Annotated in this window: 24 protein-coding genes; 17 read left to right on the top strand and 7 right to left on the bottom strand. The window is 62.1% G+C overall.

The window, feature by feature from the left end; all coding sequences use genetic code 11:
• Positions 1-10 precede the first annotated feature (10 nt).
• Positions 11-1018: a lipoyl synthase gene (gene lipA / locus BM438_RS38750; protein WP_054035853.1), complete on the top strand. Its 1008-nt coding sequence runs from the start codon at positions 11-13 to the stop codon at positions 1016-1018.
• Positions 1019-1133: 115 nt separating this feature from the next.
• Here the strand turns inward: lipA and BM438_RS46795 are convergent, their stop codons facing one another.
• Positions 1134-1268, bottom strand: a complete 135-nt coding sequence (locus tag BM438_RS46795; RefSeq protein WP_266211018.1) for a hypothetical protein — start codon at positions 1266-1268, stop codon at positions 1134-1136.
• A 54-nt stretch (positions 1269-1322) separates the two neighbouring features.
• Positions 1323-1802, bottom strand: coding sequence for a hypothetical protein (locus BM438_RS38745; protein WP_244179548.1), 480 nt, complete (start codon positions 1800-1802; stop codon positions 1323-1325).
• A 241-nt stretch (positions 1803-2043) separates the two neighbouring features.
• Here BM438_RS38745 and tauA point away from each other — a divergent pair, with 241 nt between their 5' ends.
• From tauA to BM438_RS38730, 3 genes are read left to right on the top strand one after another with little or no spacing between them, the layout of a single operon-like run.
• Entirely contained in the window at positions 2044-3066 is a 1023-nt protein-coding gene (tauA, locus tag BM438_RS38740; RefSeq protein WP_093645632.1) for a taurine ABC transporter substrate-binding protein, read from the top strand.
• A gap of 42 nt (positions 3067-3108) precedes the next feature.
• A complete protein-coding gene (locus BM438_RS38735) occupies positions 3109-3921 on the top strand; it encodes a taurine ABC transporter ATP-binding protein (RefSeq protein WP_093645630.1) in 813 nt (270 codons plus the stop codon).
• A 32-nt stretch (positions 3922-3953) separates the two neighbouring features.
• Complete coding sequence (locus tag BM438_RS38730; protein WP_244179549.1) at positions 3954-4787, top strand: ABC transporter permease subunit; 834 nt, start codon at positions 3954-3956, stop codon at positions 4785-4787.
• Positions 4788-4817: 30 nt separating this feature from the next.
• Here BM438_RS38730 and BM438_RS38725 read toward each other — a convergent pair whose 3' ends face one another.
• On the bottom strand, positions 4818-5501 hold the full coding sequence (locus BM438_RS38725) for a histidinol-phosphatase (protein ID WP_093645625.1): 684 nt from the start codon (positions 5499-5501) through the stop codon (positions 4818-4820).
• Positions 5502-5726: 225 nt separating this feature from the next.
• Between BM438_RS38725 and BM438_RS38720 the strand changes: the two genes are divergently transcribed.
• Complete coding sequence (locus BM438_RS38720; RefSeq protein ID WP_093645623.1) at positions 5727-7394, top strand: Na/Pi cotransporter family protein; 1668 nt, start codon at positions 5727-5729, stop codon at positions 7392-7394.
• A gap of 80 nt (positions 7395-7474) precedes the next feature.
• On the opposite strand, the gene BM438_RS38715 is transcribed toward BM438_RS38720, so the two are convergent.
• On the bottom strand, positions 7475-8245 hold the full coding sequence (locus tag BM438_RS38715; protein WP_093645621.1) for a DeoR/GlpR family DNA-binding transcription regulator: 771 nt from the start codon (positions 8243-8245) through the stop codon (positions 7475-7477).
• 216 nt (positions 8246-8461) lie between these two features.
• Between BM438_RS38715 and BM438_RS45760 the strand changes: the two genes are divergently transcribed.
• The 9 genes from BM438_RS45760 (at position 8462) to BM438_RS38675 (ending at position 18932) form a co-directional block, all read left to right on the top strand.
• The gene (locus tag BM438_RS45760; protein ID WP_167378521.1) at positions 8462-8605 is read left to right on the top strand and encodes a hypothetical protein; all 144 of its coding nucleotides are present in this window, start codon (positions 8462-8464) and stop codon (positions 8603-8605) included.
• Positions 8606-8792: 187 nt separating this feature from the next.
• A complete protein-coding gene (gene ugpQ / locus BM438_RS38710) occupies positions 8793-9578 on the top strand; it encodes a glycerophosphodiester phosphodiesterase (RefSeq protein WP_093645619.1) in 786 nt (261 codons plus the stop codon).
• Between the two features lie 116 nt (positions 9579-9694).
• Positions 9695-10807: an ABC transporter substrate-binding protein gene (locus BM438_RS38705; RefSeq protein ID WP_093645616.1), complete on the top strand. Its 1113-nt coding sequence runs from the start codon at positions 9695-9697 to the stop codon at positions 10805-10807.
• Positions 10808-10964: 157 nt separating this feature from the next.
• Positions 10965-11903, top strand: a complete 939-nt coding sequence (locus tag BM438_RS38700) for an ABC transporter permease (protein WP_093645614.1) — start codon at positions 10965-10967, stop codon at positions 11901-11903.
• Positions 11900-12691 (top strand): ABC transporter permease, encoded by a 792-nt coding sequence (locus BM438_RS38695; protein WP_093645611.1) that lies wholly within the window; start codon positions 11900-11902, stop codon positions 12689-12691. Before BM438_RS38700 ends, BM438_RS38695 begins: the two co-directional genes overlap by 4 nt.
• Positions 12692-12723: 32 nt before the next feature.
• Positions 12724-13794 carry an ABC transporter ATP-binding protein gene (locus BM438_RS38690; RefSeq protein ID WP_054035689.1) on the top strand — a complete coding sequence of 357 codons (1071 nt, stop codon included), beginning with the start codon at positions 12724-12726 and terminating at the stop codon, positions 13792-13794.
• 441 nt (positions 13795-14235) lie between these two features.
• Positions 14236-15516, top strand: coding sequence for a dicarboxylate/amino acid:cation symporter (locus BM438_RS38685; protein WP_093645738.1), 1281 nt, complete (start codon positions 14236-14238; stop codon positions 15514-15516).
• A gap of 46 nt (positions 15517-15562) precedes the next feature.
• A complete protein-coding gene (locus BM438_RS38680; protein ID WP_093645609.1) occupies positions 15563-17563 on the top strand; it encodes a sensor histidine kinase in 2001 nt (666 codons plus the stop codon).
• A 16-nt stretch (positions 17564-17579) separates the two neighbouring features.
• Positions 17580-18932 (top strand): sigma-54-dependent transcriptional regulator, encoded by a 1353-nt coding sequence (locus tag BM438_RS38675; protein WP_200651366.1) that lies wholly within the window; start codon positions 17580-17582, stop codon positions 18930-18932.
• An 88-nt stretch (positions 18933-19020) separates the two neighbouring features.
• Here BM438_RS38675 and BM438_RS38670 read toward each other — a convergent pair whose 3' ends face one another.
• The gene (locus BM438_RS38670) at positions 19021-19551 is read right to left on the bottom strand and encodes a TlpA disulfide reductase family protein (RefSeq protein ID WP_093645606.1); all 531 of its coding nucleotides are present in this window, start codon (positions 19549-19551) and stop codon (positions 19021-19023) included.
• A gap of 173 nt (positions 19552-19724) precedes the next feature.
• On the opposite strand from BM438_RS38670, the gene BM438_RS38665 reads away from it, so the two are divergent.
• Positions 19725-20393 (top strand): hypothetical protein, encoded by a 669-nt coding sequence (locus BM438_RS38665; RefSeq protein WP_093645604.1) that lies wholly within the window; start codon positions 19725-19727, stop codon positions 20391-20393.
• Between the two features lie 343 nt (positions 20394-20736).
• Here the strand turns inward: BM438_RS38665 and BM438_RS38660 are convergent, their stop codons facing one another.
• Together BM438_RS38660 and BM438_RS38655 are read right to left on the bottom strand one after the other, a co-directional pair.
• Positions 20737-22350: a YifB family Mg chelatase-like AAA ATPase gene (locus BM438_RS38660; RefSeq protein WP_093645602.1), complete on the bottom strand. Its 1614-nt coding sequence runs from the start codon at positions 22348-22350 to the stop codon at positions 20737-20739.
• A 121-nt stretch (positions 22351-22471) separates the two neighbouring features.
• Positions 22472-22729: an accessory factor UbiK family protein gene (locus tag BM438_RS38655; RefSeq protein ID WP_093645600.1), complete on the bottom strand. Its 258-nt coding sequence runs from the start codon at positions 22727-22729 to the stop codon at positions 22472-22474.
• 399 nt (positions 22730-23128) lie between these two features.
• Between BM438_RS38655 and BM438_RS38650 the strand changes: the two genes are divergently transcribed.
• Entirely contained in the window at positions 23129-23467 is a 339-nt protein-coding gene (locus BM438_RS38650) for a P-II family nitrogen regulator (protein WP_006048089.1), read from the top strand.
• A 43-nt stretch (positions 23468-23510) separates the two neighbouring features.
• On the top strand, positions 23511-24530 hold a 1020-nt coding region (locus tag BM438_RS38645; protein ID WP_093645597.1), incomplete at its 3' end, for an ammonium transporter.

The following is a 24530-nucleotide window of genomic DNA, read 5'->3' as shown; positions in this document are numbered from 1 at the left end:
GACCGAACGAATGACTGACGTTACCGCGAACCTCGCAGCTTCTCCCGCTCCTGATGCCGTGCCGGCTCCCGCCGCTGCCTACGACGCCACCGCGAAGCAGAAGGCGCAAGCCAAAACCGCCCGTATTCCGATCAAGATCATCCCGATCGAAAAGCTGAAAAAACCGGACTGGATCCGCGTCAAAGCGGCCACCGGCAATTCGCGCTTTTCTGAAATCAAGCAGATCCTGCGCGAACACAATCTGCACACGGTGTGTGAAGAAGCGAGCTGCCCGAACATCGGCGAATGCTTCGGCAAGGGCACCGCGACGTTCATGATCATGGGTGACAAGTGCACGCGCCGCTGCCCGTTCTGCGACGTCGGCCACGGCCGCCCCGATCCGCTCGACGTGGATGAGCCGGGCAACCTGGCACGCACCATCGCCGCGTTGAAGCTGAAGTATGTGGTGATCACCAGCGTCGACCGTGACGATCTGCGCGATGGTGGCGCTGCTCACTTCGTGGAATGTATCCGTCAGACGCGCGAACTGTCGCCGGAGACGCGTATTGAAATTCTGACGCCGGACTTCCGCGGCCGTCTGGATCGCGCGCTCGGCATTCTGAACGCCGCACCGCCTGATGTGATGAACCACAACCTCGAAACGGTGCCGCGTCTGTACAAGGAAGCGCGCCCCGGTTCGGACTATGCGCATTCGCTGAAGCTGCTGAAGGATTTCAAGGCGCTGCATCCGGACGTCGCGACCAAGTCCGGCCTGATGGTCGGCCTCGGCGAAACCGAAGAAGAAATTTTGCAAGTGATGCGCGATCTGCGCGAGCACGACGTGGACATGCTGACGATCGGCCAGTATCTGCAGCCGTCGGAACACCATCTGCCGGTGCGCTCGTATGTGCATCCGGACACGTTCAAGATGTACGAGGAAGAAGCGTACAAGATGGGCTTCACGCACGCCGCTGTGGGCGCGATGGTTCGCTCGAGCTACCACGCCGATCTGCAGGCGCATGGAGCCGGGGTGGTTTAAACGGTTTAGTGTGTTGTCAGTTTGAAAATGCAAAGCCCGCACATGTTGCGGGCTTTGTTTTTTGGGCGCAGAAGTGGCGGTTCAGCAGTTCCGCCCTGAGATCTGCCTGCGTTGCCTAACGGTAATAACGTGCGAGCAGACTGCAAGTAACGGATATCATTCCGCCGATGATCGTGAACGGGTAAAGAAAGAGGATGAAGCGATGGCGCAGTGCGCGGTCTTCGATGAGGCGGTCGATCAAATTGGGCATGCTGGATCTCCGTGAGACTAGGATGAAAATTATAGATCAGAGCGCCGAATTTAGTTAGGTAAACGAATAATGAGATGCGGAAAAGGAGACTGCGACGACAACGGTTATGAGCAGCGAAAACCACATCAACCAACCATCACGCTCCTGCTCTCCCGCGTGACGCGCTGGGCGAGCCGCTGCATCGGCCGCACCCAGGCACACTAGTATTGACGCTGCGACGATAAAGAGCACGTGCCAGAGAAGTGCGGCCAACATGAGCGCTAACCTGCTGCGCGTCGGCGCTTCGCTCAACGCACCTCCAATCTCGTAGCATGCGCTGGCACACATCGAAATGACAACCCAGAAAAGCTGGCCATCCTGAATGGATCGCCGCGTAATACCTTTCGCCGCGTGCCGGTAGTAGCGCGAAAAGTTCAACAGAGGAAGCAATGCAATCGGCGCAAAAACAGGTACGCCGATATTGAAAAACAACCAGCTCAAGCGGCTAAGAAAATCGACCATAGGAATGCGAATTGAAGGCAATTCGCTGATCATGCCGTTGCCGCGGAAGCACGACAATCCGCCGAACGGCCAGCTTGCGCAAAGGCATCCCAATCCGTAACCCTTCGCTAGAACCCATCTACTGGCCACCGCAGCAGTCGCGCCGATCCAACTCAGCGTGAAAAGCAATGCTCGAACAGCGTCATTAGCAATCGTGGATTAATTGGAACCGTCCGCGGACAAACTCCCTATAGTCGAAAGCCTCCCAGACAACACACACTAAAGGGGTTTCTCGATGAACCGCTTGCTTCGTCCGCTCGCCGCGTTCGCTACGCTGCTCGCACTGTCCGCGCCGCTTTCTTCCATTGCACACGCCGACACCAAAGAAGTCGTGATCGCGTATCAGGACATGGTCGTGCCTTGGCGTTATGCGCAGGCCACGGGCGAAGTCGAGAAAGCCACCGGCTACAAGGTCACCTATCGCAAGCTCGGCAGCGGCGCCGACGTGATCCGCGCGCTGGCTTCGGGCTCGGTGCAACTCGGCGAAGCGGGGTCGAGTCCGATTGCCGCCGGACTGTCGCAGGGCGTCGATATTTCGCTGTTCTGGATTCTCGACAACATCAACGACGCCGAAGCGCTGGTCGCGCGAGACGGTTCCAATGTCACCAGTGTCGCCGGCCTGAAGGGGAAGAAGATTGGCGTGCCGTTCGTGTCGACTTCGCACTTTCATACGCTGGTTGCACTGCAGAGCGCCGGCGTGAATCCGTCGGATGTGAAGATCGTTAATCTGCGTCCGCCTGAAGTCGCAGCGGCGTGGGAGCGCGGCGACATCGATGCGACTTACATCTGGGACCCGGTGCTGGCGAAGGTGAAGAAGAACGGCAAGGTGTTGATCACGTCCGGGCAGGTCGCGCAGCAAACCGGCAAGGCGACGTTCGACGGCTTCGTCGTCGATCGCAAGTTCGCGAGCCAGAACACCGAGTTCGTCGCGCGCTTCGTGAAGGTGCTGGCCGCGACCGATGCGAGCTATCGCGATCACACGTCGGCATGGACCGCGACGTCGCCGCAGGTCGAGGCGGTTGCGAAGGAGTCCGGCGCCACCGCGCAGGAAGTGCCGGCGAGCCTCGCACTGTATGCATTCCCGACGCCGGCTCAGCAGGCCTCGAATGCATGGCTTGGCGGCGGTGCACAATCCGGCGCGGCTAAATCGCTCGCCGCAACCGCTGCATTCCTGAAGACGCAAGGCACGATTCAGAACGTGCTGGCCGATTACTCGACCGGCGTCGATCCGCAGTTCGTACAGCGTGCGGCGCATTAACTTTTTAAACGTGCTGACCCATCAGCATCATGGAGCATGGCGATGAGCGGTCTTGAGATACGGCGGCTGCACGTCGCCTACGAAGGCGCACGTGGCGCGGCGCCGCACATCGCGCTCGCTGACGTCGATCTGCACATCGAACCGGGTGAGTTCGTCGTTGCGCTGGGTGCGTCCGGTTGCGGCAAGACGACTTTGCTGAACTGCATCGCCGGTTTCATTCAGCCGACCGAAGGTGAGGTGCGTCTGAACGGCGAACCCGTGCTTGGACCGGGCGCGGATCGCGGTGTCGTGTTTCAGAAATACGCGCTGATGCCCTGGCTCGACGTACTCGACAATGTCGCGCTCGGCCTGCGTTTTCAGCGTGTGCCGAAGGCGCAGCGCGAGCGTGTCGCGCTGGAGATGCTGGCGCTGGTTGGGCTTGAGAAGCATGCGCGCTCGCGGGTCTACGCGCTGTCGGGCGGCATGCAGCAGCGCGTGGGCATTGCACGCGCGCTGGCAAGCGATCCGCAAGTGCTGCTGATGGACGAACCGATGGGCGCGCTCGACGCGATGACGCGCGAGTCGATGCAGGAACTCGTGCTCGACGTTTGGGGCCGCACACGCAAGACGGTGTTCTTCATTACGCATAGCGTGGAGGAAGCGCTGTTTCTGGCGACACGCCTCGTTGTGATGACACCGGGACCCGGGCGCATCGCCGAGAGCTACGACCTGCCATTCGCGCAGCGTTTTCTCGAGACACGCGACGCGCGTGCGGTGAAGTCGTCGCCGGATTTCATCGAGTGGCGCGAACGGCTGGTGCGCCGTCTGCACGAACGGGGTGAGCGCAACCAGGACCAGGAAGAGGTGCTGTCGTGACGGTCTCACGTGAATCGTTGGGCACCGTGCCCCTGACCCAGACAAGCGAGCCGCCGCGGCGTAAAACACGGGCGGTACGTGGCTGGCGTTTGCCGGGCGAAGGCCCGACTGCGGCGTTGAGCGCGGTCTCGGTCACGACGCTCGCGGCGCTATGGTGGCTTGCCACGCATCTGCACTGGCTGCCGCCACTCTTCCTGCCGGCGCCCGAGTCGGTTTGGGGCGCATTTCTGGACGCCTGGCACGGCCGTATTCAAGGCGGCTTGCCGCTCTCGGAGCATCTCGCATGGAGTGCGCTGCGCGTGTTCGGTGCGTTCGCGCTGGCGGCGGTCACGGCGGTGCCGGTCGGAATCCTGATGGGCGTAAGCCGGGTTGCACGTGGCTTGCTCGATCCGCCTCTTGAGTTCTACCGACCGTTGCCGCCGCTTGCGTATTTGCCGCTGGTGGTGATCTGGTTCGGCATCGACGAGACCGCGAAGATCGTCGTGATCTATCTCGCCTGTTTCGCACCGATTGCAATGGCGGCGCGTGCCGGTGTGCGCAGCGCGACCATCGAGCAGATTCATGCGGCGTATTCGCTGGGTGGCCGCTTCGGGCAGATCGTGCAACATGTGGTTCTGCCCGCAGCGTTGCCCGAGATTCTGACCGGCTTGCGGATTGCCATCGGCTTTGGCTGGACCACCCTGGTTGCCGCCGAGATGGTCGCTGCCACTGCCGGCTTGGGTCAGATGGTGCTCAATGCGTCGAGCTTTCTGCGTACCGATGTGGTGGTGATGGGCATCGTGCTGATCGGACTGATCGCGTGGCTGTTCGATCTCGGCATGCGTGCTTTGGAGCGGCGGCTGGTGCCGTGGAAGGGCCGTGTGTAGCCGCCGCCCGCGCCGAGAGTCCGCGCAGTCTCAAGCAAACAGCTCAATCACCGGCCAGCCGCGTTCCGTGGCAATGGCGCGCAGGCGCGGGTCGGGATTGGTCGCGACCGGATGCGTGACGAGCTCGAGCAAAGGCACATCGTTGATCGAATCGCTATAGAACCAGCTCTGCGGAAAATCCTGCAGACGATGACCGAGCGAAGCCAGCCAGCTCTCGGTGCGCGTGATTTTGCCTTCACGGAAGGTCGGCACGCCGACGGCGGTTCCGGTAAAGCGCGCCAAAGGATCGCCGCCTTCGGTGCCGAGATCGATCCCCAGCAGATGTTCGAAGCCGAGTGCCTTGCCGATCGGTTTCGTAATGAACACGTTGGTGGCGGTGACGATGCAGCACAGGTCGCCCGCTTCAATATGACGTTGCACGAGTTCCCGTGCAGCCGGCAGGATCGCCGGCGCAATCACATCCCTCATGAACTGCGCATGCCACGCGTCGAGCTGTTCGCGCGAGTGGCGAGCGAGGGGCGCCAATGTGTAGTTCAGATAGGCGGCCATATCGAGCGTGCCGGCCACATACTGCCGGTAGTAATCGTCGATTTCTTCCGCGTGCTGCGCAGCGCCTTCTATGCCCAGTCCGGCGATGAAATGGGCCCACGCCTGATCGCTATCGAGCGGCAGCAGCGTATGGTCCAGGTCGAACAGCGCAAGGTTGCGGCTCATCCAGAGTCCTTGTGATGAAGTGGGCAAACGAAGTGATCGAGTGAATTGCGGTCCGGACGACGAGCCGGTACACAGCAATCCACGGTTCGGCACGAGCGTATATTTAAAAGCACAAAATTACAATAAGGCAAAAATGTGCAACACTACTGTCATAAACGCCCCGGGTGCCGGTTCACGCGGCATGCGGTTCGGGTCATGGCAGCAGGAACGGATGCGCAGTGCCTTATGTTGATTCTCCTTAACCTTCTGGCTGGTGTGGCGCTCCTCGTGTGGGGCTCGCACATCGTACGTACCGGCATCCTGCGCGTGCTCGGCGCCGATCTGCGTACTGTCCTCGGGCGCAGCACCAGTAGCCGCTGGCGCGCCTTCCTTTCTGGCGTTGGCGTCACAAGCCTCGTGCAAAGCAGCAATGCAACGGCGGTGATCGTCACCTCGTTCGCCGCGCAAGGTCTTCTGCCGCTCACCAGCGGCCTCGCCATCATGCTTGGCGCCGACGTCGGCACCGCACTGATGGCGCGGCTGCTGACTCTCGATCTGACATGGCTGTCGCCGATCCTGATTCTGTTCGGCGTGCCGCTCTTTTTGTCGCGCAAGCAAACCCGCACGGGCCAGGTCGGGCGTACGCTGATCGGGCTTGGCTTGATCCTGCTGGCGCTGCACCTGATCGTTGAAGCCGCCCAGCCGATGATGCAAGGCGCCGGCGTACGCGTGATGTTCGGCGCGCTGACCGGCGACACCATGCTCGACGCGCTGGTCGGTGCGGCATTTGCCATGCTGTCTTATTCGAGTCTCGCGGCGGTCCTGCTGACAGCAACGCTTGCCTCGTCGGGCGTGATCTCGCTCAAGGTGGCGCTGTGTCTCGTGATCGGTGCGAATCTCGGCAGCGGCTTGCTGGCGCTGATGGGCACCCTCGCGCAGAACGCGGCGGCGCGGCGTCTGGCCCTGGGCAGTCTGGCGTTCAAACTGGCCGGCGCGTTGCTGATCCTGCCGTTCGCGCCGCTGCTTGCACGCGGGCTGCCGGTGCTGATCGCGAATCCACGCGAAGCCGTGGTCGGCTTTCACGTGATCTACAACACACTGCGTTGCTGCGCATGTCTCTCGCTGATCGATCCGGTGGCGCGCATCTGCACGCGGGTGTTGCCGGACCGGCCGCAGCCCAACGGCGAACTGCGGCCACTGCATCTGGATGCCGCCGCGCTTTCCACGCCCACGCTCGCACTCGCGAACGCCGCACGCGAGGTGCTGCGCATTGGCGACATTGTGCGCACCATGCTCGATAACGTTGCGGGCCTGATCCATGAAAACAGCCTCGACAAGGCGCGCGAAACGGTCCGGATGGACGACGACGTCGACCAGCTCTACGCCGCGGTCAAAACCTATCTGACGCTGATCTCGCGCGAGCAACTCGACGAAGCCGATAGCCGCCGCTGGACCGACATCATCTCGTTGACGATTAACCTGGAGCATGCGGGCGACATCATCGAGCGGATCGTCGGCGATATCGAGGAAAAGAAGATCGCGCACCGGCTGTCGTTTTCGGAGGAGGGGCTGGGCGAACTGGACGACCTTCAGGCACGGCTCGTCAGCAATCTGCAGCTTGGCCTCTCGGTGTTTCTGAATAACGATCTGCGTTGCGCCGAGCGGCTGCTGGCGGAGAAAGAGCGCTTTCGCGATCTGGAGCGCGCGTATTCATACAAGCACCTGGATCGGCTCGCCGGACAAACCTTGCGCAGCATCGAGACCAGCGCGTTGCATCTGGATCTGATCAGCGACATGAAGCGGCTCAATTCGCTGTTCTGCTCGACGGCCTATCCGGTGCTCGAAGCTGCCGGCGCGCTGCGCGACACGCGCTTGCGCAAGCGCGTGCTCGACACGATGCATGTGAAGGAATAAGCGGCTTGCGCGGCGCGCTTGCAGCGCTCCATGAAGTGTTCCTTGAAGCGTTCGTGCAAAGCGCCGAACGCACCGGCGCCCTAAGCCAGAACGATCTCTTCCAGCTTCTTTTTCAGCGATGCAAAGTCGGCGGCTTCGGCCGCCTTTTTGTTGGTGACCAGCACATCGATCCGATCGACCGGACAGTACGAAATCCGGCTGCGTTGACCGATCTTGCTGTAGTCGGCGAGGATCACGACGCGGTCTGCGTTGGCGACCATGGCGCGCGCCACTTCGGTTTCAGCGTGATCGTAGTTGGTCGCGCCGTGCCGGTGATCGATGCCGACCGGCGAGAGCAGGGCCATGTCCGCACGATAGCGCTGGATGTCGAGCACAGTGGTCGCGCCGGTGGTCGCCATCGCCCGATCGCTGATCGAGCCGCCCAGCAGGATCACTTCGTTGGCCGTTTCCGTTTGATCCACGGCGCCACGCATTTTCAGTGCGACGTCGATGGAATTGGTGACGATCGTCAGGTTCGCCAGTTTGGCCAGTTCTTCAGCGAGCGCTGCGGTGGTCGTGCCCGCGTCGATGAAAAGTGTCTGGCCGCTCGCGATCAAACCGATGGCCGCCTTGGCAATCGCCGTTTTGGATTTGACGCGCGTGTGGGCGCGCTCGGCGATCGGCGCTTCGTCGGCGGGTTTGATCGCACCGCCATGCACGCGCCGCAATTCACCGAGCGCCTCAAGGTCGAGCAGATCGCGCCGCACCGTTTCGCGCGATACCCCGAGGTCCGCCATGATCCGTTCGGTCGACACGCGTTGAAGCGTGGACAGCAACGCGCGAATTCTCTGATGACGGTCTTCCTGCCACATGCATTATTCCTTGGATGCGAACGCGCGTTCACACAGCTTGTTTTAATAGTGTCATCGTGGACATGGATGTGTGTCCGGACAATGACAAGCGTACTACTTTAGTCGAATTGTGTTGTATTTTTTTGGCAGCTTGCAAGTTTGTGTATTTAACCTTAGCCTTCGCAGATCGAAGCGCAGCGCATATTTCGAACATCAAATGTTCGAAAAGGAATTGAAATGTCCGATTTCGAGCATTTCGCGGCGTTTTTTGGCAATTTGATGGACACATGTCATTGCCATAATGGACCTTGGGATCTGCCGTCTGAACCATTTGCTGCTGAATGCGGCGCTGCCGGGACGCCGCACGGTTCGGCATCCTGACAATAAGATTGCAGCAGTGCGCGGCGTTGGCCGTGCGGCCAGCTATCGCAGCGTCGCCCATTGGCGCGATACTACGCGCGGGGCTCACGCGTAAAGGCTGCATGGCGCAGGTGTGGCATGACGGCAGTGGCAGCTGGGAACGTGTCGAGAGCATATTTAACCCGCTCTATCTGGAAGGTAACGAGACGTGGGAAACGGGATTGATCGCACCTTATCCGCAGACTGGCCGTATCCGAGGCTGGTTGCGCATCGCTGCGGCGGCACGCTGGCGCCGGAGAACACGCTGGCCGGTTTCGACGCATGCGTGCGCTACGGCTACCGCATGGTTGAGTTCGACGCCAAACTCTCTGCTGACAACCAGCTCTTTCTGTTGCACGACGACACGCTGGAACGCACCACCAACGGTCATGGCGCCGCTGCCGATCACACATGGGACCAGTTGGCCGCGCTCGATGCCGGCGCCTGGTTCGGGCCGCAGTTCGTCGGCACGCATCTGCCGACGCTCGCCGAGGCCGCCGCGCGCTGTGCACAAGATGACATCGCCGCCAACATCGAAATCAAACCCTGCCCAGGGCGCGACGAGATCACCGGGCGCCTGGTCGCAAGCGGCGCGCTGACTTTGTGGCAAGGGCAAACGCCGCCACTGCTGTCATCGTTTTCGTTCGAGGCGCTGGCTGCTGCGCGCGAGGCGGCACCCTCGCTGCGGCGCGGCATGCTGTTCGAAGAGGTGCCGGCTGACTGGCTGCGCATCGTGCGGGAACTGGACTGCGTGTCGCTGCATGCGAGCCACCGGTACCTGACCGAGCCGCTCGTCGCCGAGATCAAGGCGGTCGGACTGCGCGTGCTGGCCTACACGGTAAACGATCCCGAGCGCGCGCAGTTGCTGGCGCAATGGGGCGTCGACATGATTTGTACAGATCGCATCGATAGACTGGAGCACGACATGTTTTCGGCGCCGGTGAATCCAGACTGAGCCGGACTGAGCATGGCGCGGGTGCGCGAGTGCGAGCTTGCACAGGTGTGCGCCCATAGAGCTAGAAATTAGAAATTTTCCAAACGTAGCAATTTCGGCAGAGGATGGGGATAACTATGAAGCGCACCGCGTTAGCTCGTTTACTTTCGATGTCGGCCGCTGCGGGTGTCGCCGCAGCCGGCGTGAGCAGCGCCTCGGCCGCGCCGCTCGACGCACTGGTCGCAGCCGCCAAGCAGGAAGGCCAACTCACCGTGATCGCGTTGCCGCACGACTGGTGCAACTACGGTGCACTGGTGGCCGGCTTTCAGAAGAAATACGGCATCAAGATCAACGAGCTGAATCCGGATGCGGGTTCGGGCGACGAAGTCGAAGCCATCAAGGCGAACAAGGGCAATAAGGGTCCGCAAGCGCCTGACGTGATCGACGTGGGTCTGTCGTTCGGTCCGACCGCGAAGGCCGAGGGTTTGCTGCAGCCGTACAAGGTCGCTTCGTGGAACTCGATTCCCAAAGAGTCGAAAGACGCCGATGGCTATTGGTATGGCGATTACTACGGCGTGCTGTCGTTTGAAGTGAACGCCGACATGATCGACAAGGCGCCGTCCGACTGGAGCGATCTGCTCAAGTCAGACTATAAGAACGCCGTCTCGCTGGCCGGCGACCCGCGCACGGCCAATCAGGCGATCCAGGCCGTGTTCGCAGCAGGTCTGTCGCAAAGCAAGGGCGACGTAAGCAAGGCCGACAAGGCCGGCCTCAAGTATTTCGCGGACCTGAACAAGAACGGCAACTTCGTGCCGGTGATCGGCAAGGCCGCATCGCTCGCGCAAGGCACCACGCCGATCGTCGTGCGTTGGGACTACAACGCGCTGGCTGACCGCGACACGCTGAAGGGCAATCCGAAAGTGCAGGTGGTGATTCCGAAGACCGGCGTGGTCGCGGGTGTGTACGTTCAGGCGATCAGCGCCTACGCACCGCATCCGAACGCCGCCAAGCTGTGGATGGAATACCTGTACTCCGACGAAGGCCAGATCGGCTGGCTGACCGGCTATTGCCACCCGATGCGCTACAACGAATTGGTGGCAGCGAAGAAGGTCCCGCAAGCGCTGCTCGACAAGCTGCCGCCGCCGTCGTCGTACAAGAACGTGGTGTTCCCGACGCTGTCCCAACAGGACGCCTACAAGGACACTATCACGAAGCACTGGGACGAAACGGTCGGCGCGAACGTCAAGTAATCGCCGCGGCGCACGCGGTTGCGGCGGCAGTGGGGCGGCGATCTATCGCATGCCGCGCACGCCGCCGCCTCTAACCGCAACGCGCAGTTTCAAAGATAGCGTGCCGCTCCATGAGCGCGGCGCGCCACGCGTTAGCCAGATTGCCTAAGGGTGAGCTATGAGCGCTTCATCGGATGCTGGATCGGTGCAGCCGGAATTGCTGGTTCCGCCTGTGCCCACGCCAACGCCTCGCGTCAACGGTCCGGGCCGCGCGTCGCAGTTTCTCGCCTGGATCGGCGTGGTGCCGTTTTTCACCTTCGCACTGCTGTTCCTGATTCTGCCGACCGGCTTCCTGATGGTCGGCGCGTTTCAGGATCCGCAAGGCCACTTCACGCTCGGCAACTTTCGCGACCTGCTCCAGCCCACGGTGCTGGACGCCTACTGGATCAGCTTCAAGGTGAGCGCCGCTTCCGCGCTCGGCGGCGCGTTGATCGGCTCGCTGCTCGCGTGGGCGGCGGTGCAAGGCAAATTGCCGGGCTGGATTCGTCCTACGTTGATGACGTTCTCCGGTGTCGCCTCGAATTTTGCCGGTGTGCCGCTCGCGTTCGCCTTCATCTGTACGCTGGGGCGCGTCGGTCTCGTGACCGTATTGCTGAAGAAGTACCTCGGCTTCAATCTGTACTCGACGGGCTTTAGCGTTCTGAGCTTCTCGGGGTTGACGCTGACTTACCTGTACTTCCAGATTCCCTTGATGGTGCTGATCGTCACGCCCGCGCTCGACGGCCTGAAGCGCGAGTGGCGCGAAGCCTGTGACTGCCTCGGCGGGACGGCCTTCCAATACTGGCGTCACGTGGCGTTGCCGGTGTTGTGGCCGAGCGTGCTTGGCGCGACGCTGCTGCTGTTCGCCAATTCGTTCGGCGCGGTCGCCACGGCTTACGCACTGACCGGCAGTTCGCTGAACATCGTCACGATCCTGCTGTACGCGCAGATTCGCGGCGACGTGATGCACAACCAGAACCTCGGCTACGCACTCGCGCTCGGCATGGTGCTCGTGACGGGCTTGTCGAATGGCGGCTACATCTGGCTGCGTTCACGCGCTGAAAGGGGCCGTCGATGAAAAGCCAGTCGCGTGTGGGTGCATGGACCGCGATGATCGTCGGTTCGCTGTACTTTCTGATTCCGTTACTCGCCACTTTCGAATTCAGCCTGCGCATGAAGCGCGGCGTGTACAGCTTCGAGGCGTATAGCGTCGTGCTGAGCGATCCGCGCTTTCAGGCCTCGTTCGGTTATTCGATCCTGATGGCGGTGCTGACGATCATTGTCGGCGTGTTGCTGGTGGTGCCGACCGCGTACTACGTGCAGTTGCGGCTGCCGAAACTGCGGCCGGTCGTCGAATTCATCACGCTGTTGCCGCTGGTGGTGCCGGCAATCGTGATCGTGTTCGGTTATCTGCGCATCTATAACAGCAGTTCGATTCTGCCGCTCACGGCCAACGAGCGCGCGACCGACCTGTTGCTGGTGTTCGGTTACGTGACGCTCTCGCTGCCGTATATGTATCGCGCGGTCGACGCCGGTTTGCGCGCGGTCGATGTGCGCTCGCTCACCGAGGCCGCCGAATGCCTCGGGGCGAACTGGCCGACGATTCTGTTCAAGGTGATCTTCCCGAATATCCGCTCGGGCATTCTGTCCGGCGCGTTTCTCACCTTTGCGGTGGTGATCGGCGAGTTCACGCTGGCAAGTCTGCTCGACCGCCCCGCGTTCGGCCCGTATCTGCAATTGATCGGCGCGAACCGCGCGTATGAACCGTCGGCGCTTGCGATCATCGCGTTTGTGATTACATGGGCGTCGATGGGTTTGATTCAGGTATTCGGCTCGGCACGCGCGCTTAGCGGCCAGAAAATTTGACGGACTAATTTGACCGACTAAGGCAGCGAATCATGGCATTCCTTGAGATCGAAAATCTGCATAAGTCCTTCGGGGCGAACACGGCGCTGCATCACTTCGACATGAAGATCGAGCGCGGCGAATTCATCACGTTTCTTGGGCCGTCCGGCTGTGGCAAGACCACGGTGCTGCGCATGATCGCCGGCTTCGAAACGCCGACGCGCGGCATCATCCGGCTGGATAACAAGGACGTGACGCACCTGCGTACCCGGCAGCGCAAGGTCGGCATGGTGTTCCAGTCGTATGCGCTGTTTCCGAACATGACGGTGGCCGATAACATCGGCTTCGGTTTGAAGATCACGCACCGTCCGCAGGCGGAGATCAAGAAGCGCGTCGAGGAGATGCTGCAACTGATCAAGCTGCCGCATCTCGGTGAACGCTATCCGTGGCAATTGTCGGGTGGCCAGCAGCAGCGCGTGGCGCTGGCGCGCGCGCTTGCCGGCAAGCCGCAGGTGCTGTTACTCGACGAACCGCTATCGGCACTCGACGCGAAGATCCGCATTTCCTTGCGGCAAGACATCCGTGCGTTGCAGCGCGAGTTGGGCATCACGTCGATTTTCGTCACGCACGATCAGGAAGAGGCGCTGTCCATTTCCGACCGCATCGTGGTGATGAACGAGGGGCGCGTCGAACAGATCGGCTCGCCCTCGGAGATCTACAACTATCCGCGCACGCGCTTTGTCGCGTCGTTCGTCGGCACGCTGAACATTCTGGCGGGGCATGTGATCGACCCGAAAACCGGCAAGATGGCCGTCGACGGTCAGGAACTGACCACCACGCAAGAATTGCCGGCAGACGACGCGGGCAAAAAGCGCATGCTCGCCCTGCGCCCCGAAGCGATTGTGCTGGAACCGGCCGCGCCGGGTCGCAATACGCTGAACGCGACTGTCGAAGAAGTGAATTTCCTCGGCGCGGTGGTGCGCATCAGAACGCGCGTGAAAGACGCGGTGATTTCACTCGATGTGTTCAACGACCCGAATCGCGGCTTGCCCGAACGGGGTCAACCGGTATCGCTGGGTTTCTCGCACGAGAACTTGCTGGTGCTGGAAGAGGGTGGTGCATAGAAGCCGAACAGCCGTGTCTGAGGTGGGCGAAAACCCCGCGTACAGACCAGGTGGTTTCGGCTGAAACAGGCGAAAGCCGCAGCCCCAAAGGCTCTCCGGGTTTTCCCGGATTCGCGGCCTGTACGGATTCCGGATTCCCCGACACCCCTCGTCCGGATTTCCGGAATCCCGGACGGCGGGTGCTGTAACACGCCAAAAAACCTATAAAAATCAAAGCGATTCGCTTTGCATCAAGCTGGCATCGACCTTGCAATTTAGAAACCGCGGCCGCAACGGTCCGACAACTAAAGCAAGGAGACAACGATGTCTGATTTCCCCTCCCGGTATTTCTGAATTCGTCGTCTTGTCGCGGCCTAATGCCGTGCACAGGCGTGACGACTATTCGTTCGCATGATGCGCAGCGTGGCAGGCCTTGAGCTCACCCATATCGCAGGAAACATCGTGAAGAAACCTATCCACAAAGTGCTGTACGTCCAGGTGATCGTGGCGATCATCATCGGCATCGCGCTCGGCCATTTTTCGCCGGACTTCGCCGTCGACATGAAGCCGCTCGGCGACGGCTTCATCAAGCTGATCAAGATGGTGATCGGGCCGATCATCTTCTGTACGGTGGTGACGGGTATCGCCGGTATGGAAGACATGAAGAAGGTCGGGCGCGTCGGCGGTAAGGCGCTGCTGTACTTCGAAATCGTCTCGACGTTCGCGCTGGTGCTCGGCCTGATCGCGACCCACGTGCTGAAGCCCGGTGTCGGCTTTAACATCGATCCGGCCACGCTCGACGGCAAGGCGGTCGCCTCGTATGCCGCGAAGGCGCACGGCCAGACCACGGTCGATTTCCTGATGCACCTGATCCCGGACACGCTGGTATCGGCGTTCGCACAGGGCGAAATCCTGCAGATCCTGCTGATCGCGCTGCTGTTCGGCGCGGTGCTGGCCACGGCTGGTGAGAAGGGCAAGGTCGTCACGAACTTCATCGACGGGCTCTCGCATGTTCTGTTCGGTATTGTGCGCATCATCACGAAGCTGGCGCCGATCGGCGCCTTCGGCGCGATGGCGTTCACCATCGGCAAGTACGGCATCGGCTCGCTGCTGCCGATGCTCAAGCTGATCGGCACGTTCTATCTGACTTCGATCGTGTTCGTGGTGGTCGTGCTCGGCATCATCGCGCGTGCGGTGGGCTTCAACATCCTGCGCTTTGTCGCCTACATCAAGGAAGAGATGCTGATCGTGCTCGGCACGAGCTCGTCGGAAGCCGCGCTGCCGCAACTGATGCTGAAGCTCGAAAAGCTCGGCTGCTCGCGCTCGGTGGTGGGCCTCGTGGTGCCGACTGGTTACTCGTTCAACCTTGATGGCACCAACATCTACATGACGATGGCCGTGTTGTTCATCGCTCAGGCGACCAACACCGACCTCACGTGGACGCAGCAGCTCACGCTGCTGGCGGTGACGATGCTGACGTCGAAGGGCGCGAGCGGTGTGACGGGTGCAGGCTTCATCACGCTGGCCGCCACGCTCGCTGTGGTGCCGACCATTCCGCTGTCGGGCATGGTGCTGATTCTCGGTATCGACCGCTTCATGAGCGAATGCCGCGCGCTGACGAACATCGTCGGCAACGGTGTGGCGACGGTGGTGGTGTCGGCATGGGAAAAGGAACTGGACCGCAACAAGCTGAACGCTGCGTTGCGGGGTGACGTGGCGGTCAAAGAGCCGGCCGAGGCGTAAGCCAGGCAACCGTCACGAGCACGACTTCGGCCGCGGACGCCCACCTATGAAAGCGGCGACCGCGAGCCCGGACCCCGCGCCGTCAGCCGACGAAGCTTACGCCGGCGACGCGGCGCCTTATGCCACAATATCCGATCCTTACCGATCGGATATTGCCAACGTGACGCGCCGCCTGCTGATCCTCTTCGCGCTCGTCGCCGGGCTCGTGGTGGCGTGCGGGCTGACTTACACCATTGCGTGGCAGAGCGGGATCGACAATTTGCGGCGCAACGCCGCGGTGCGGGTCGATCGCACGGCCAGCGCGCTGAAAAGCACGCTCGAGCGCTACGAATCGCTGCCTTATCTGCTGGCCGAGCATCCCATTGTGCAAGACGTGCTGGTCGATCCCAGCCCTGCCAACGTCGAACGCGCCAATCTCTATCTCGAAGACCTCAACCGTCACGCGCGGGCAACGGTCACCTACATCATTCCGCTCGACGGCTATTGCGTCGCCGCGAGCAACTGGCACGGGCCGGGCAGCTTCATCGGCGCGGGCTATCAATTCCGGCCGTATTTTCTCGATGCGGTGAAGGGTGGCGTGGGCCGCTTCTTTGGTATCGGCACGGTTTCGCAGGCGCCGGGTTATTACATCTCCCAGCCGGTGCGGCGTGACGGCAAGATCGTCGGCGTGGCCGTCGTCAAGCTCGATCTCGAATGGTTTCAGGGCGCGGATGCGTCCGAGCCTCTGGTTGTCGCCGACGATCACGGCGTGATCTTTCTGTCGTCGGTGCCGGCGTGGAAATATCACACGATCCGCCCGTTATCGGGGCAAGTCGCCGATTCGATCTACCAGGCGCGCCAGTATGCGCAGCAACCGATCGCGCCACTGCCGGTGACGATCGAGCGCACGCTCGAAGGCAATGCGCAGATCGTGCGGATCGGCGGTGGCCGCTATGCACCGCGTTATCTGGCGTCGCGGCGCGGCATGGGCGAGCCGGACTGGCATCTGATTACGATGTCGCCCGTCGGTCCTGTCGACGCCGATGCGCGCAAGGCGACCATTGTGACGGGCTTCGGCTACGTGTCGCTGGTATTGCTCGCGTTCTACTGGAGAATGCGTCGCGCCCGGGTGCGCGAAGTAATGCGCAGCCGTTCGCTGCTGCAAAAGGCCTACGCTGAACTGAACCGGCGAGTGGCGGAGCGCACCGCGGATCTCTCGCAGGCGAATGAGCAGTTGCAGAAAGAAGTCGCCGAGCGGACGCGCGCCGAACAGGAACTGCGCGACGCGCACGACGAACTGATTCAGGCCAGCAAGCTCGCCGCGCTCGGTCAGATGGCGGCGGGCATCACGCATGAATTGAATCAGCCGCTTGCCGCGCTGCGCGGTTTCTCGGACAACACACGCGTGCTGCTCGAACGCGGCGATCAGGCCTCGGCGTTCGAAAATCTCGAAGCGATCGCGGCGCTCACCGAGCGCATGGGCAAGATCACCAATCAGTTGAAGTTGTTTGTCGGCCGCGCGCGGCCGCGCAGTGCGCGTGCGCCGGTCATGCGAGCGTTGCGCAACGTCATCGCGCTGCTGCAGAAACGCCTGCAAGGCGTGGAAGTCGAGTTCGTCTTGCTCGATGCCGGCACCGGCGTGCGCACGCCGCTGAATCTCGCCGACGATCCCCCCGATCTGGTTGCCAATTGCGACGATCTGCGACTCGAGCAGGTGTTGATCAATCTGCTCGGCAACGCGCTGGACGCAACGGCGGGGCTGATGCCGCCGCGCATTTCGATCGAGATCGAAACCGCTGAGTCGAGCGTGTCGTTCGCTGTGCATGACAACGGCCCAGGCATTCCGGACGATGTGCTGCCGCGTCTGTTCGAACCGTTCTTCACTACGAAAGAAATGGGTCAGGGGCTGGGGCTCGGCCTTGCGATTTCATCGTCGATTGCGCGCGACTGCGGCGGCACACTGGTGGCGCGCAACGCGCCGGACGGCGGTGCATTATTCGTATTGACGCTGCGCCGCGCGCGCGTGCAGACGAGCTACACATCGGACCCGCTCACCACGGGTTCCTGAATCAGACGAGAACAACATGCTGAACGACGGCCTGCAAGTGCTGTATATCGAAGACGACGAACTGGTGCGGCGCGCCAGCGTGCAGAGTCTGCAACTGGCGGGCTTCGAGGTGATCGGCCATGCGTCGGCGGAATCCGCGGCGAAGATGATTAGCGCGGACTTCTCCGGGGTGATCGTCAGCGATATTCGCTTGCCTGGCGCGAGTGGACTCGAATTGCTTGCGCAGTGCCACGAACGCGCGCCCGACGTGCCGGTGATTCTGGTCACCGGTCATGGCGATATTTCCATGGCCGTGCAGGCGATGCGCGACGGCGCGTATGACTTCATCGAAAAGCCCTTCGCATCCGAACGTCTGATCGAAACCGTGCGGCGTGCGCTGGAACGCCGCAAGCTGGTGCTCGAGAACCTCGCGCTGCGCCGTGAGCTGGCCGGGCAGAACACGGTTGCGCCGCGCATCATCGGCCGTAGTCCGGCGATCGAGCAGGTGCGGCGGCTGATCGCGAATATCGCGCCGACCGACGCCTCGGTGCTGATCAACGGCGACACCGGCGCGGGCAAGGAGTTGATCGCGCGCAGTCTGCATGAACTGTCGCCGCGCCGTGACAAACCGTTTATCGCGGTGAACTGCGGCGCGCTGCCGGAACCGATGTTCGAGTCGGAAATGTTCGGCTATGAACCCGGTGCATTCACCGGCGCGGCAAAACGCCGAATCGGCAAGCTCGAACACGCTTCGGGCGGCACGCTGTTTCTCGACGAAATCGAGAGCATGCCGCTCGCGTTGCAGGTCAAGCTGCTGCGCGTATTGCAGGACGGCGTGCTGGAAAGGCTCGGCTCGAACCAGCCGATTCGCGTGAATTGCCGTGTGGTGGCTGCCGCGAAGGGCGATATGGCGGAGCATGTCGCGGACGGCTCGTTCCGTCGCGATTTGCTGTACCGGTTGAACGTGGTGACGATTGCGCTGCCGCCATTGGGTGAACGCCGCGAGGACATCGTGCCGCTCTTCGAACACTTCCTGCTGGATGCGGCCGTGCGTTATCAGCGCCCCGCGCCGATTCTCACCGACCGGCAGCGTGCCAGCCTGATGCAACGGGAATGGCCGGGGAATGTGCGCGAACTGCGCAATGCCGCTGACCGTTTCGTGCTCGGCGTCGCCGACGACCCCGTCATGTCTTTCGCCGACGACGGTGTAGCGACGCAACCCTTGAAGGAACGTGTCGAGCAATTCGAGCGGGCGGTGATCGCGGAGGCGTTGGAGCAGGCGGGCGGCGTAGTGGCGGTCGCGGCAGACAAGCTGCAGCTTGGAAAGGCAACGCTCTACGAGAAGATCAAGCGATATGGCCTCGCGGCCAAAGGGGAAGGGGAGCGGTGAGAATTAAAAACGCCGGCGGCGAGGCGGTATAACCTCGGCGCCGGCGTGTTTGAATCTGGGTGTTGTTTAATTCACGCTTTCGTAGCAATCAGGCAGCGTTCAGCGCTTTTTCCAGCAACTGGTCGAGTTCCGCGAATTGCGGTTCGCCGACATAGCGCTTCAGAATCTTGCCGTCCTTGTCGACCAGGAAGGTCGTCGGCGTGAGCTGCACGTTGCCGAACTGCTTGGCGGCCGAGCCGTCGTCCATGGCAACCTTGAACGGTAGCTGGCGGGTTTGCGTGTAGTTGGCCACGTACATCGGCGCGTCGTAGTTCATTGCGACGGCGACGAATTCGAGCCCTTTGCCCTTGAAGCGGTTATAGGTCTGGACCATCTGCGGCATTTCCTTCATGCAGGTGTCGCAGCTGGTCGCCCAGAAGTTGACCAGGTAGACCTTGCCCTTCAGATCGGCAGTGGAGACCTTCTGACCCGAGAGCAACGTGAAGGTCGCATCGGGCACGCGCTGCTGGCCAGCGAACGCGAAATAGCCGGCAGTCGCAATCGCGATGGCCACGACGGCGATGATGATGGCGCGAAGCGGATTCGCGCGCCGTGCGGCAGTGGACGGGGTGGAACTCATGAACGGAACCTCGAGAGTCGCGCAGAACGCGCGGAACAGTACGTGGATTTGGCCTGTTAAATCCGGTATTGCTTGGCCTCGCTATTGTAGCCCGATTCCGGCAACGCGGCAGCGGGCGGCCCGGGAGGCGATAATAGGACTTCACGTTCCTGTCAGTCCGATCTTCTGTCCCCATGCTCCGAACTGCTTTTCGCTTCCTCGCCCGAGTCTCGATCATCCCGTTTGGCCGCCCCGTTAGCCGTTCTCCACGTTTCGCCCTGACAGACGGTCGCCCGGCCGGCGTCGCTTTCCCCTTGCAGCGAGCGCGAGCAGTTCTCCGCACGGTGGCCTGCACGCTGGCGTTGGGCGGCGCGTTGGCAGCGTGTTCGCCGACCTTCGACTGGCGCACCATCATGAATAACGACAACGGCTACACGGTCGACTTGCCGGCCAAGCCGGACAACGATCAGCGCGCGGTCCAGATCGACGGCAAGCCGATGCAGATGGCGATGCAGACGGCCGAAGCCGGCGACGCCGTGTTCGCGGTCGGCACCGTAATGCTGCCGAGCGATGACGAAGCGACGCAGCGCGCCGCCCTCGAATTCCTGCGCACGGGTCTCGCCCGTAACGTCGGCGCCGCGCCGGATGCGCACGCGGTGCAAATCCCGTTGGCCGCAGGCGGCAAGGTGCTGGGTCTGGAAATGAAACTGAGCGGCGAGGCTGGTTCGCAACACGAGACGCGCACCGTCTATGCGCGGCTGGTCGCGCGTGGCCGGCATGTGTATCAGGCCGCGATCATTGCTTCCAAGCCCGTGCAGCAGGAACAGGTCGACCAGTTTTTTTCGTCGTTCCGGCTCTATTGAACGTATAAAGCGACATGTTTTTTGGCCGACTGGGTGGGCGACAAGTTTGTGGAAGACAGTGAAAGTTCCTTCGTAGCATCGCGTGCTAATTCCCGGTTTACGTTGAAGTTTTCCGGTTACTCACAGGTCCTGTGGATAACTCTGTTGAGAACTTCGCTTTTTTTGCCGTAGATGCCCATCCCGTGGGCATTCTGTCAGATCGAGTCCGCTCCGGTCGCTTGAAAAAGTCCAATCGAATCAATGCCTTTTGGATGCATGCTTCCGCGTGCCTTTCAGATGTTTCAAAATCTATCCGGAACGCGTACATGTGCATAAGTCAAGTCTTGACAGCCGATTTTTCGCCTTATACCGACCCAAAAGCCCGGCGATATTGGATGGCTTCACCGACTTGTGCAGCGCTCGGCATGGCGGTGCCGGCCAGGTCGGCGATGGTCCGGGCCACCTTCAGAACTCTGTAGTAAGCACGCGCCGACCAGCCGAAACGTTCGCCGGCCTGGCGCAGCAAAGCTTCTCCTTCCGCGTCGGGCCGACAGACCTCGTCCACTTCCCGTCCGCCCAGTTCCCGATTGGTTTTGCCTTGCCGGGCGAGTTGCCGCTCACGCGCGGCATTCACCCGCAGTGCGATCGCCGCACTGGACTCACCGGTGGTGGCGGAACGCGCCGACAGTTCCGCCGGCGTGAGCGCAGGAATCTCGAGCTGGATGTCGATCCGGTCGAGCAGCGGCCCGGACAGCTTGCGCAGATAGCGCGCCGCGATCTCAGGCGTGCAGCGGCAGCGGCCGTTGGGGTCACCGCGCCATCCGCAGGGGCAGGGGTTCATCGCCGCGATTAGCTGGCAAGCGGCTGGAAAATCCGCTTGCAAGGCGGCGCGCGAGATGGTGATGCGGCCGGCCTCGAGGGGCTCGCGCAGGGTCTCCAACACATGGCGGTCGAACTCAGGCAATTCGTCCAAAAACAGTACGCCCAGATGCGCCAGGGTGATTTCGCCGGGTTGCGGCGGATTGCGCCCGCCAACCAGCGCCGGCCCGCTCGACGAATGATGCGGCGCGCGAAACGGCCGCTGCCGCCATTGCGAGGGCGTAAAGCCGGCCCGGCTGGCGGACAGCAACGCGGCCGAGCTGAGCGCTTCGTCATCGGTCATGGGCGGGAGCAGGCCTGGCAGGCGGGCGGCGAGCATCGATTTGCCCGCGCCAGGCGGCCCGACCAGCAAGACGTGGTGTCCGCCGGCCGCAGCGACTTCAAGTGCGCGGCGCGCGCCGCGCTGGCCGATCACGTCGGCCATGTCCGGAATGGCGGTGGGCGCGGTCTCGCTGAGGTCGGGGGCCACGACAGGGTAAAGCCGGGCGTCGGGCGCTCCGGCCAGATGTGCGCACAGCGACGGCAGATCGGTGGCGCCATAGACGTCGACACCCGGCACTAGCGCTGCCTCGGCCGCGCTCGCGGCGGGTAGATAAAGCTGCGGGGCAGATTGAGCGGGCGTAACAGGCGTTGCCGGTCCGGCCGAAGTAATACAAGTACAAGTAGAAGCAGACACGCCCGCCACGCCGCCAGGAGAAGCAACGCTGCGGGCCGTTCCGCAGGCCATCGCGAAAGCCCCGCGCATCGGCCGCAGCGCGCCGGTCAGTGACAGTTCGCCGGCGAATTCACGATGCAGGAGCGACTCGGCCGGAATCTGCCCGCTCGCCGCCAGAATGCCTAAAGCAATCGGCAGATCGAAGCGGCCGGATTCCTTGGGCAAGTCGGCAGGCGCGAGATTGACAGTAATGCGCCGCACAGGGAAATCGAAGCTGCAGTTCTGCAGCGCCGCGCGCACGCGCTCGCGGCTTTCGCGCACTTCCAGATCAGGAAGGCCGACGATCGAAAAAGAGGGTAATCCGTTCGCGAGGTGGACCTCGACGGTTACTTCGGGCGCGCGGCCAGAGGCCGGCGCGCGACTGCGCACCACGGCAAGCGACATGTTTTCTCCCGTCGGACCGCGCGCAGATGGCGCGCGCAAATCCCCTAAAACGCTGATGACGTCACGGCTCGCTTGCCAGTGATGTGCAGCACTACGCAGCTAAAGCGCTGCGAGCCAAGCTTCAGGCTGCTGGCGTTGTGACCGGCAGTTTCTGTTCGAGCTCGGCGACGCGGCGCTCCAGTTCCTCGAGGCGCGCGCGAGTGCGCACCAGCACCTGGGTCTGCGTATCGAATTCCTCACGTGTGACCAGGTCGAGCTTGGAGAAGCCTTGCGACAGCATGGCTTTCACGTTGCGTTCGACATCTTTGGCCGGCGAGTTCTTGAACAGCTCGCTCATGCGGGCCTGAAAATCGTTAAAGACATCGTTCGGTTGTTTCATGGTGTTCCCCTTAATGCACAAAAAATGTGCATGTTTCATTGCGCCTGTGCTTTGTCACGTTGAATGGGCCGTCTTGGTGCATGGCCTGTTGCCTGCCGCTGCCGCATGAGCCCGTTTGGTGCGTGCTCAAACGTTAAAAGCCTTCGAACACTCTAGCAACGATCCATACGCCGCGCCACCGGTCCCCGCCAACGTTGGCCATCCGGCCAGGGCCGCTTGCGCCCCTTCTGCAGCATGCCCCGGACGAAGTCTGACACAACATGGCATGCGAGTTGCTGTTACTGCCCCGCGCGCACTGCCGGGTGCTTTTTACCGGCAGCGGAACGAGACCACGCGAACGGGTTACAGGGTACGCAAACAGGGTTACGCAACGGGTTACGCAACTTAGCGAGGGATTTCATGAAACTCATTACCGCAATCATCAAGCCGTTCAAGCTCGATGAGGCGCGCGAAGCCTTGTCGGCCATCGGCGTCTCAGGCATCACGGTGACGGAAGTCAAAGGCTTCGGTCGTCAGAAGGGCCACACGGAACTGTATCGGGGCGCTGAATACGTCGTCGATTTCCTGCCGAAGGTGAAGATCGAGGCGGCTGTCTCGGACGACATCGTCGATCAGGCGATCGAGGCGCTCGAACGCGCGGCACGCACAGGCAAGATCGGCGACGGCAAGATTTTTGTCACGCCGATCGAGCAAGTGATTCGGATTCGCACCGGGGAGACCGGCGCGGACGCTCTGTAATACCAAAAGATAGCGACACAGATAGCGACAAGAGGAAACGAAGATGCGCAAATTATTGATGTCCATGCTGATGGCCGGTTCGCTGCTCGCGGGCGGTATCGGCGCCGCCCTCGCGGACGACGCTTCCGCCCCTGCAGCCGCCTCGGCGCCTGCTTCCGATACGACGGCGAGCGCGCCGGCGCCTGACGCTTCGGCAGCGCCTGCTGCCGCCGCGGCTTCGGCACCGGCCGCTGATGCGTCCGCCGCACCGGCTGCCAGCGCCGCTGCAGCCGCGCCGGCAGCATCGGACGCCGCACCTGCCGCCCCGACCGCGCCGTTCTCGGTCGATTCGTCGAAGATCAATTCGGGCGACACCGCCTGGATGCTGACCTCCACCGCGCTCGTCCTGTTCATGACGATCCCGGGTCTGGCGCTGTTCTACGGCGGCATGGTCCGCAAGAAGAGCGTGCTCGCGATCCTGATGCAGAGCTTCGCGATCACCTGCCTCGTGTCGATCATCTGGGTGGTGGTGGGCTACAGCCTCGCCTTCACGCCGGGTAACTCGTTCATTGGCGGCTTCTCGCGCTTCTTCATGGCGGGCATGAACTACATCAAGGGCGACAAGGCCACGACGCTGACCGTCAGCCACCTCGCGCCGACGATCCCGGAAACGGTCTACGTCGTCTATCAGATGACGTTCGCGATCATTACCCCGGCACTGATCACGGGCGCGTTCGCCGACCGTATGAAGTTCTCGGCAATGCTCGTGTTCATGACGCTGTGGTCGATCATCGTCTACTCGCCGATCGCGCACATGGTCTGGGAACCGACCGGCTGGCTGGCTAGCGCGGGCATCCTCGACTTCGCGGGCGGCACGGTGGTGCACATCAACGCCGGTATCGCGGCGCTGGTCTGCGCTCTGGTGCTCGGCAAGCGTGTCGGCTACGGCAAGGAAGCAATGGCCCCGCACAACCTGACGCTCACGCTGATCGGTGGCGCCATGCTGTGGGTAGGCTGGTTCGGCTTCAACGCGGGTTCGGCAGTGGCAGCAGACGGCCGTGCCGGTTTCGCGATGTTCGCAACG

The organism is Paraburkholderia aspalathi (assembly GCF_900116445.1).
GTDB classification, from domain to species: Bacteria; Pseudomonadota; Gammaproteobacteria; order Burkholderiales; family Burkholderiaceae; genus Paraburkholderia; species Paraburkholderia aspalathi.
Note: the sequence above shows the minus strand (reverse complement) of the source record. Positions and strands in the feature narration are given on the sequence as shown.

What these genes read in the sequence shown, in the direction of transcription:
- lipA (WP_054035853.1), top strand. Translation starts at nt 11, where the DNA reads ATGACTGACGTTACCGCGAACCTCGCAGCTTCTCCCGCTCCTGATGCC.
- BM438_RS46795 (WP_266211018.1), bottom strand. Translation starts at nt 1,268, where the DNA reads ATGCCCAATTTGATCGACCGCCTCATCGAAGACCGCGCACTGCGCCAT.
- BM438_RS38745 (WP_244179548.1), bottom strand. Translation starts at nt 1,802, where the DNA reads ATGATCAGCGAATTGCCTTCAATTCGCATTCCTATGGTCGATTTTCTT.
- tauA (WP_093645632.1), top strand. Translation starts at nt 2,044, where the DNA reads ATGAACCGCTTGCTTCGTCCGCTCGCCGCGTTCGCTACGCTGCTCGCA.
- BM438_RS38735 (WP_093645630.1), top strand. Translation starts at nt 3,109, where the DNA reads ATGAGCGGTCTTGAGATACGGCGGCTGCACGTCGCCTACGAAGGCGCA.
- BM438_RS38725 (WP_093645625.1), bottom strand. Translation starts at nt 5,501, where the DNA reads ATGAGCCGCAACCTTGCGCTGTTCGACCTGGACCATACGCTGCTGCCG.
- BM438_RS38720 (WP_093645623.1), top strand. Translation starts at nt 5,727, where the DNA reads ATGTTGATTCTCCTTAACCTTCTGGCTGGTGTGGCGCTCCTCGTGTGG.
- BM438_RS38715 (WP_093645621.1), bottom strand. Translation starts at nt 8,245, where the DNA reads ATGTGGCAGGAAGACCGTCATCAGAGAATTCGCGCGTTGCTGTCCACG.
- BM438_RS45760 (WP_167378521.1), top strand. Translation starts at nt 8,462, where the DNA reads ATGTCCGATTTCGAGCATTTCGCGGCGTTTTTTGGCAATTTGATGGAC.
- BM438_RS38705 (WP_093645616.1), top strand. Translation starts at nt 9,695, where the DNA reads ATGAAGCGCACCGCGTTAGCTCGTTTACTTTCGATGTCGGCCGCTGCG.
- BM438_RS38700 (WP_093645614.1), top strand. Translation starts at nt 10,965, where the DNA reads ATGAGCGCTTCATCGGATGCTGGATCGGTGCAGCCGGAATTGCTGGTT.
- BM438_RS38695 (WP_093645611.1), top strand. Translation starts at nt 11,900, where the DNA reads ATGAAAAGCCAGTCGCGTGTGGGTGCATGGACCGCGATGATCGTCGGT.
- BM438_RS38690 (WP_054035689.1), top strand. Translation starts at nt 12,724, where the DNA reads ATGGCATTCCTTGAGATCGAAAATCTGCATAAGTCCTTCGGGGCGAAC.
- BM438_RS38680 (WP_093645609.1), top strand. Translation starts at nt 15,563, where the DNA reads ATGAAAGCGGCGACCGCGAGCCCGGACCCCGCGCCGTCAGCCGACGAA.
- BM438_RS38675 (WP_200651366.1), top strand. Translation starts at nt 17,580, where the DNA reads ATGCTGAACGACGGCCTGCAAGTGCTGTATATCGAAGACGACGAACTG.
- BM438_RS38670 (WP_093645606.1), bottom strand. Translation starts at nt 19,551, where the DNA reads ATGAGTTCCACCCCGTCCACTGCCGCACGGCGCGCGAATCCGCTTCGC.
- BM438_RS38665 (WP_093645604.1), top strand. Translation starts at nt 19,725, where the DNA reads ATGCTCCGAACTGCTTTTCGCTTCCTCGCCCGAGTCTCGATCATCCCG.
- BM438_RS38660 (WP_093645602.1), bottom strand. Translation starts at nt 22,350, where the DNA reads ATGTCGCTTGCCGTGGTGCGCAGTCGCGCGCCGGCCTCTGGCCGCGCG.
- BM438_RS38655 (WP_093645600.1), bottom strand. Translation starts at nt 22,729, where the DNA reads ATGAAACAACCGAACGATGTCTTTAACGATTTTCAGGCCCGCATGAGC.
- BM438_RS38650 (WP_006048089.1), top strand. Translation starts at nt 23,129, where the DNA reads ATGAAACTCATTACCGCAATCATCAAGCCGTTCAAGCTCGATGAGGCG.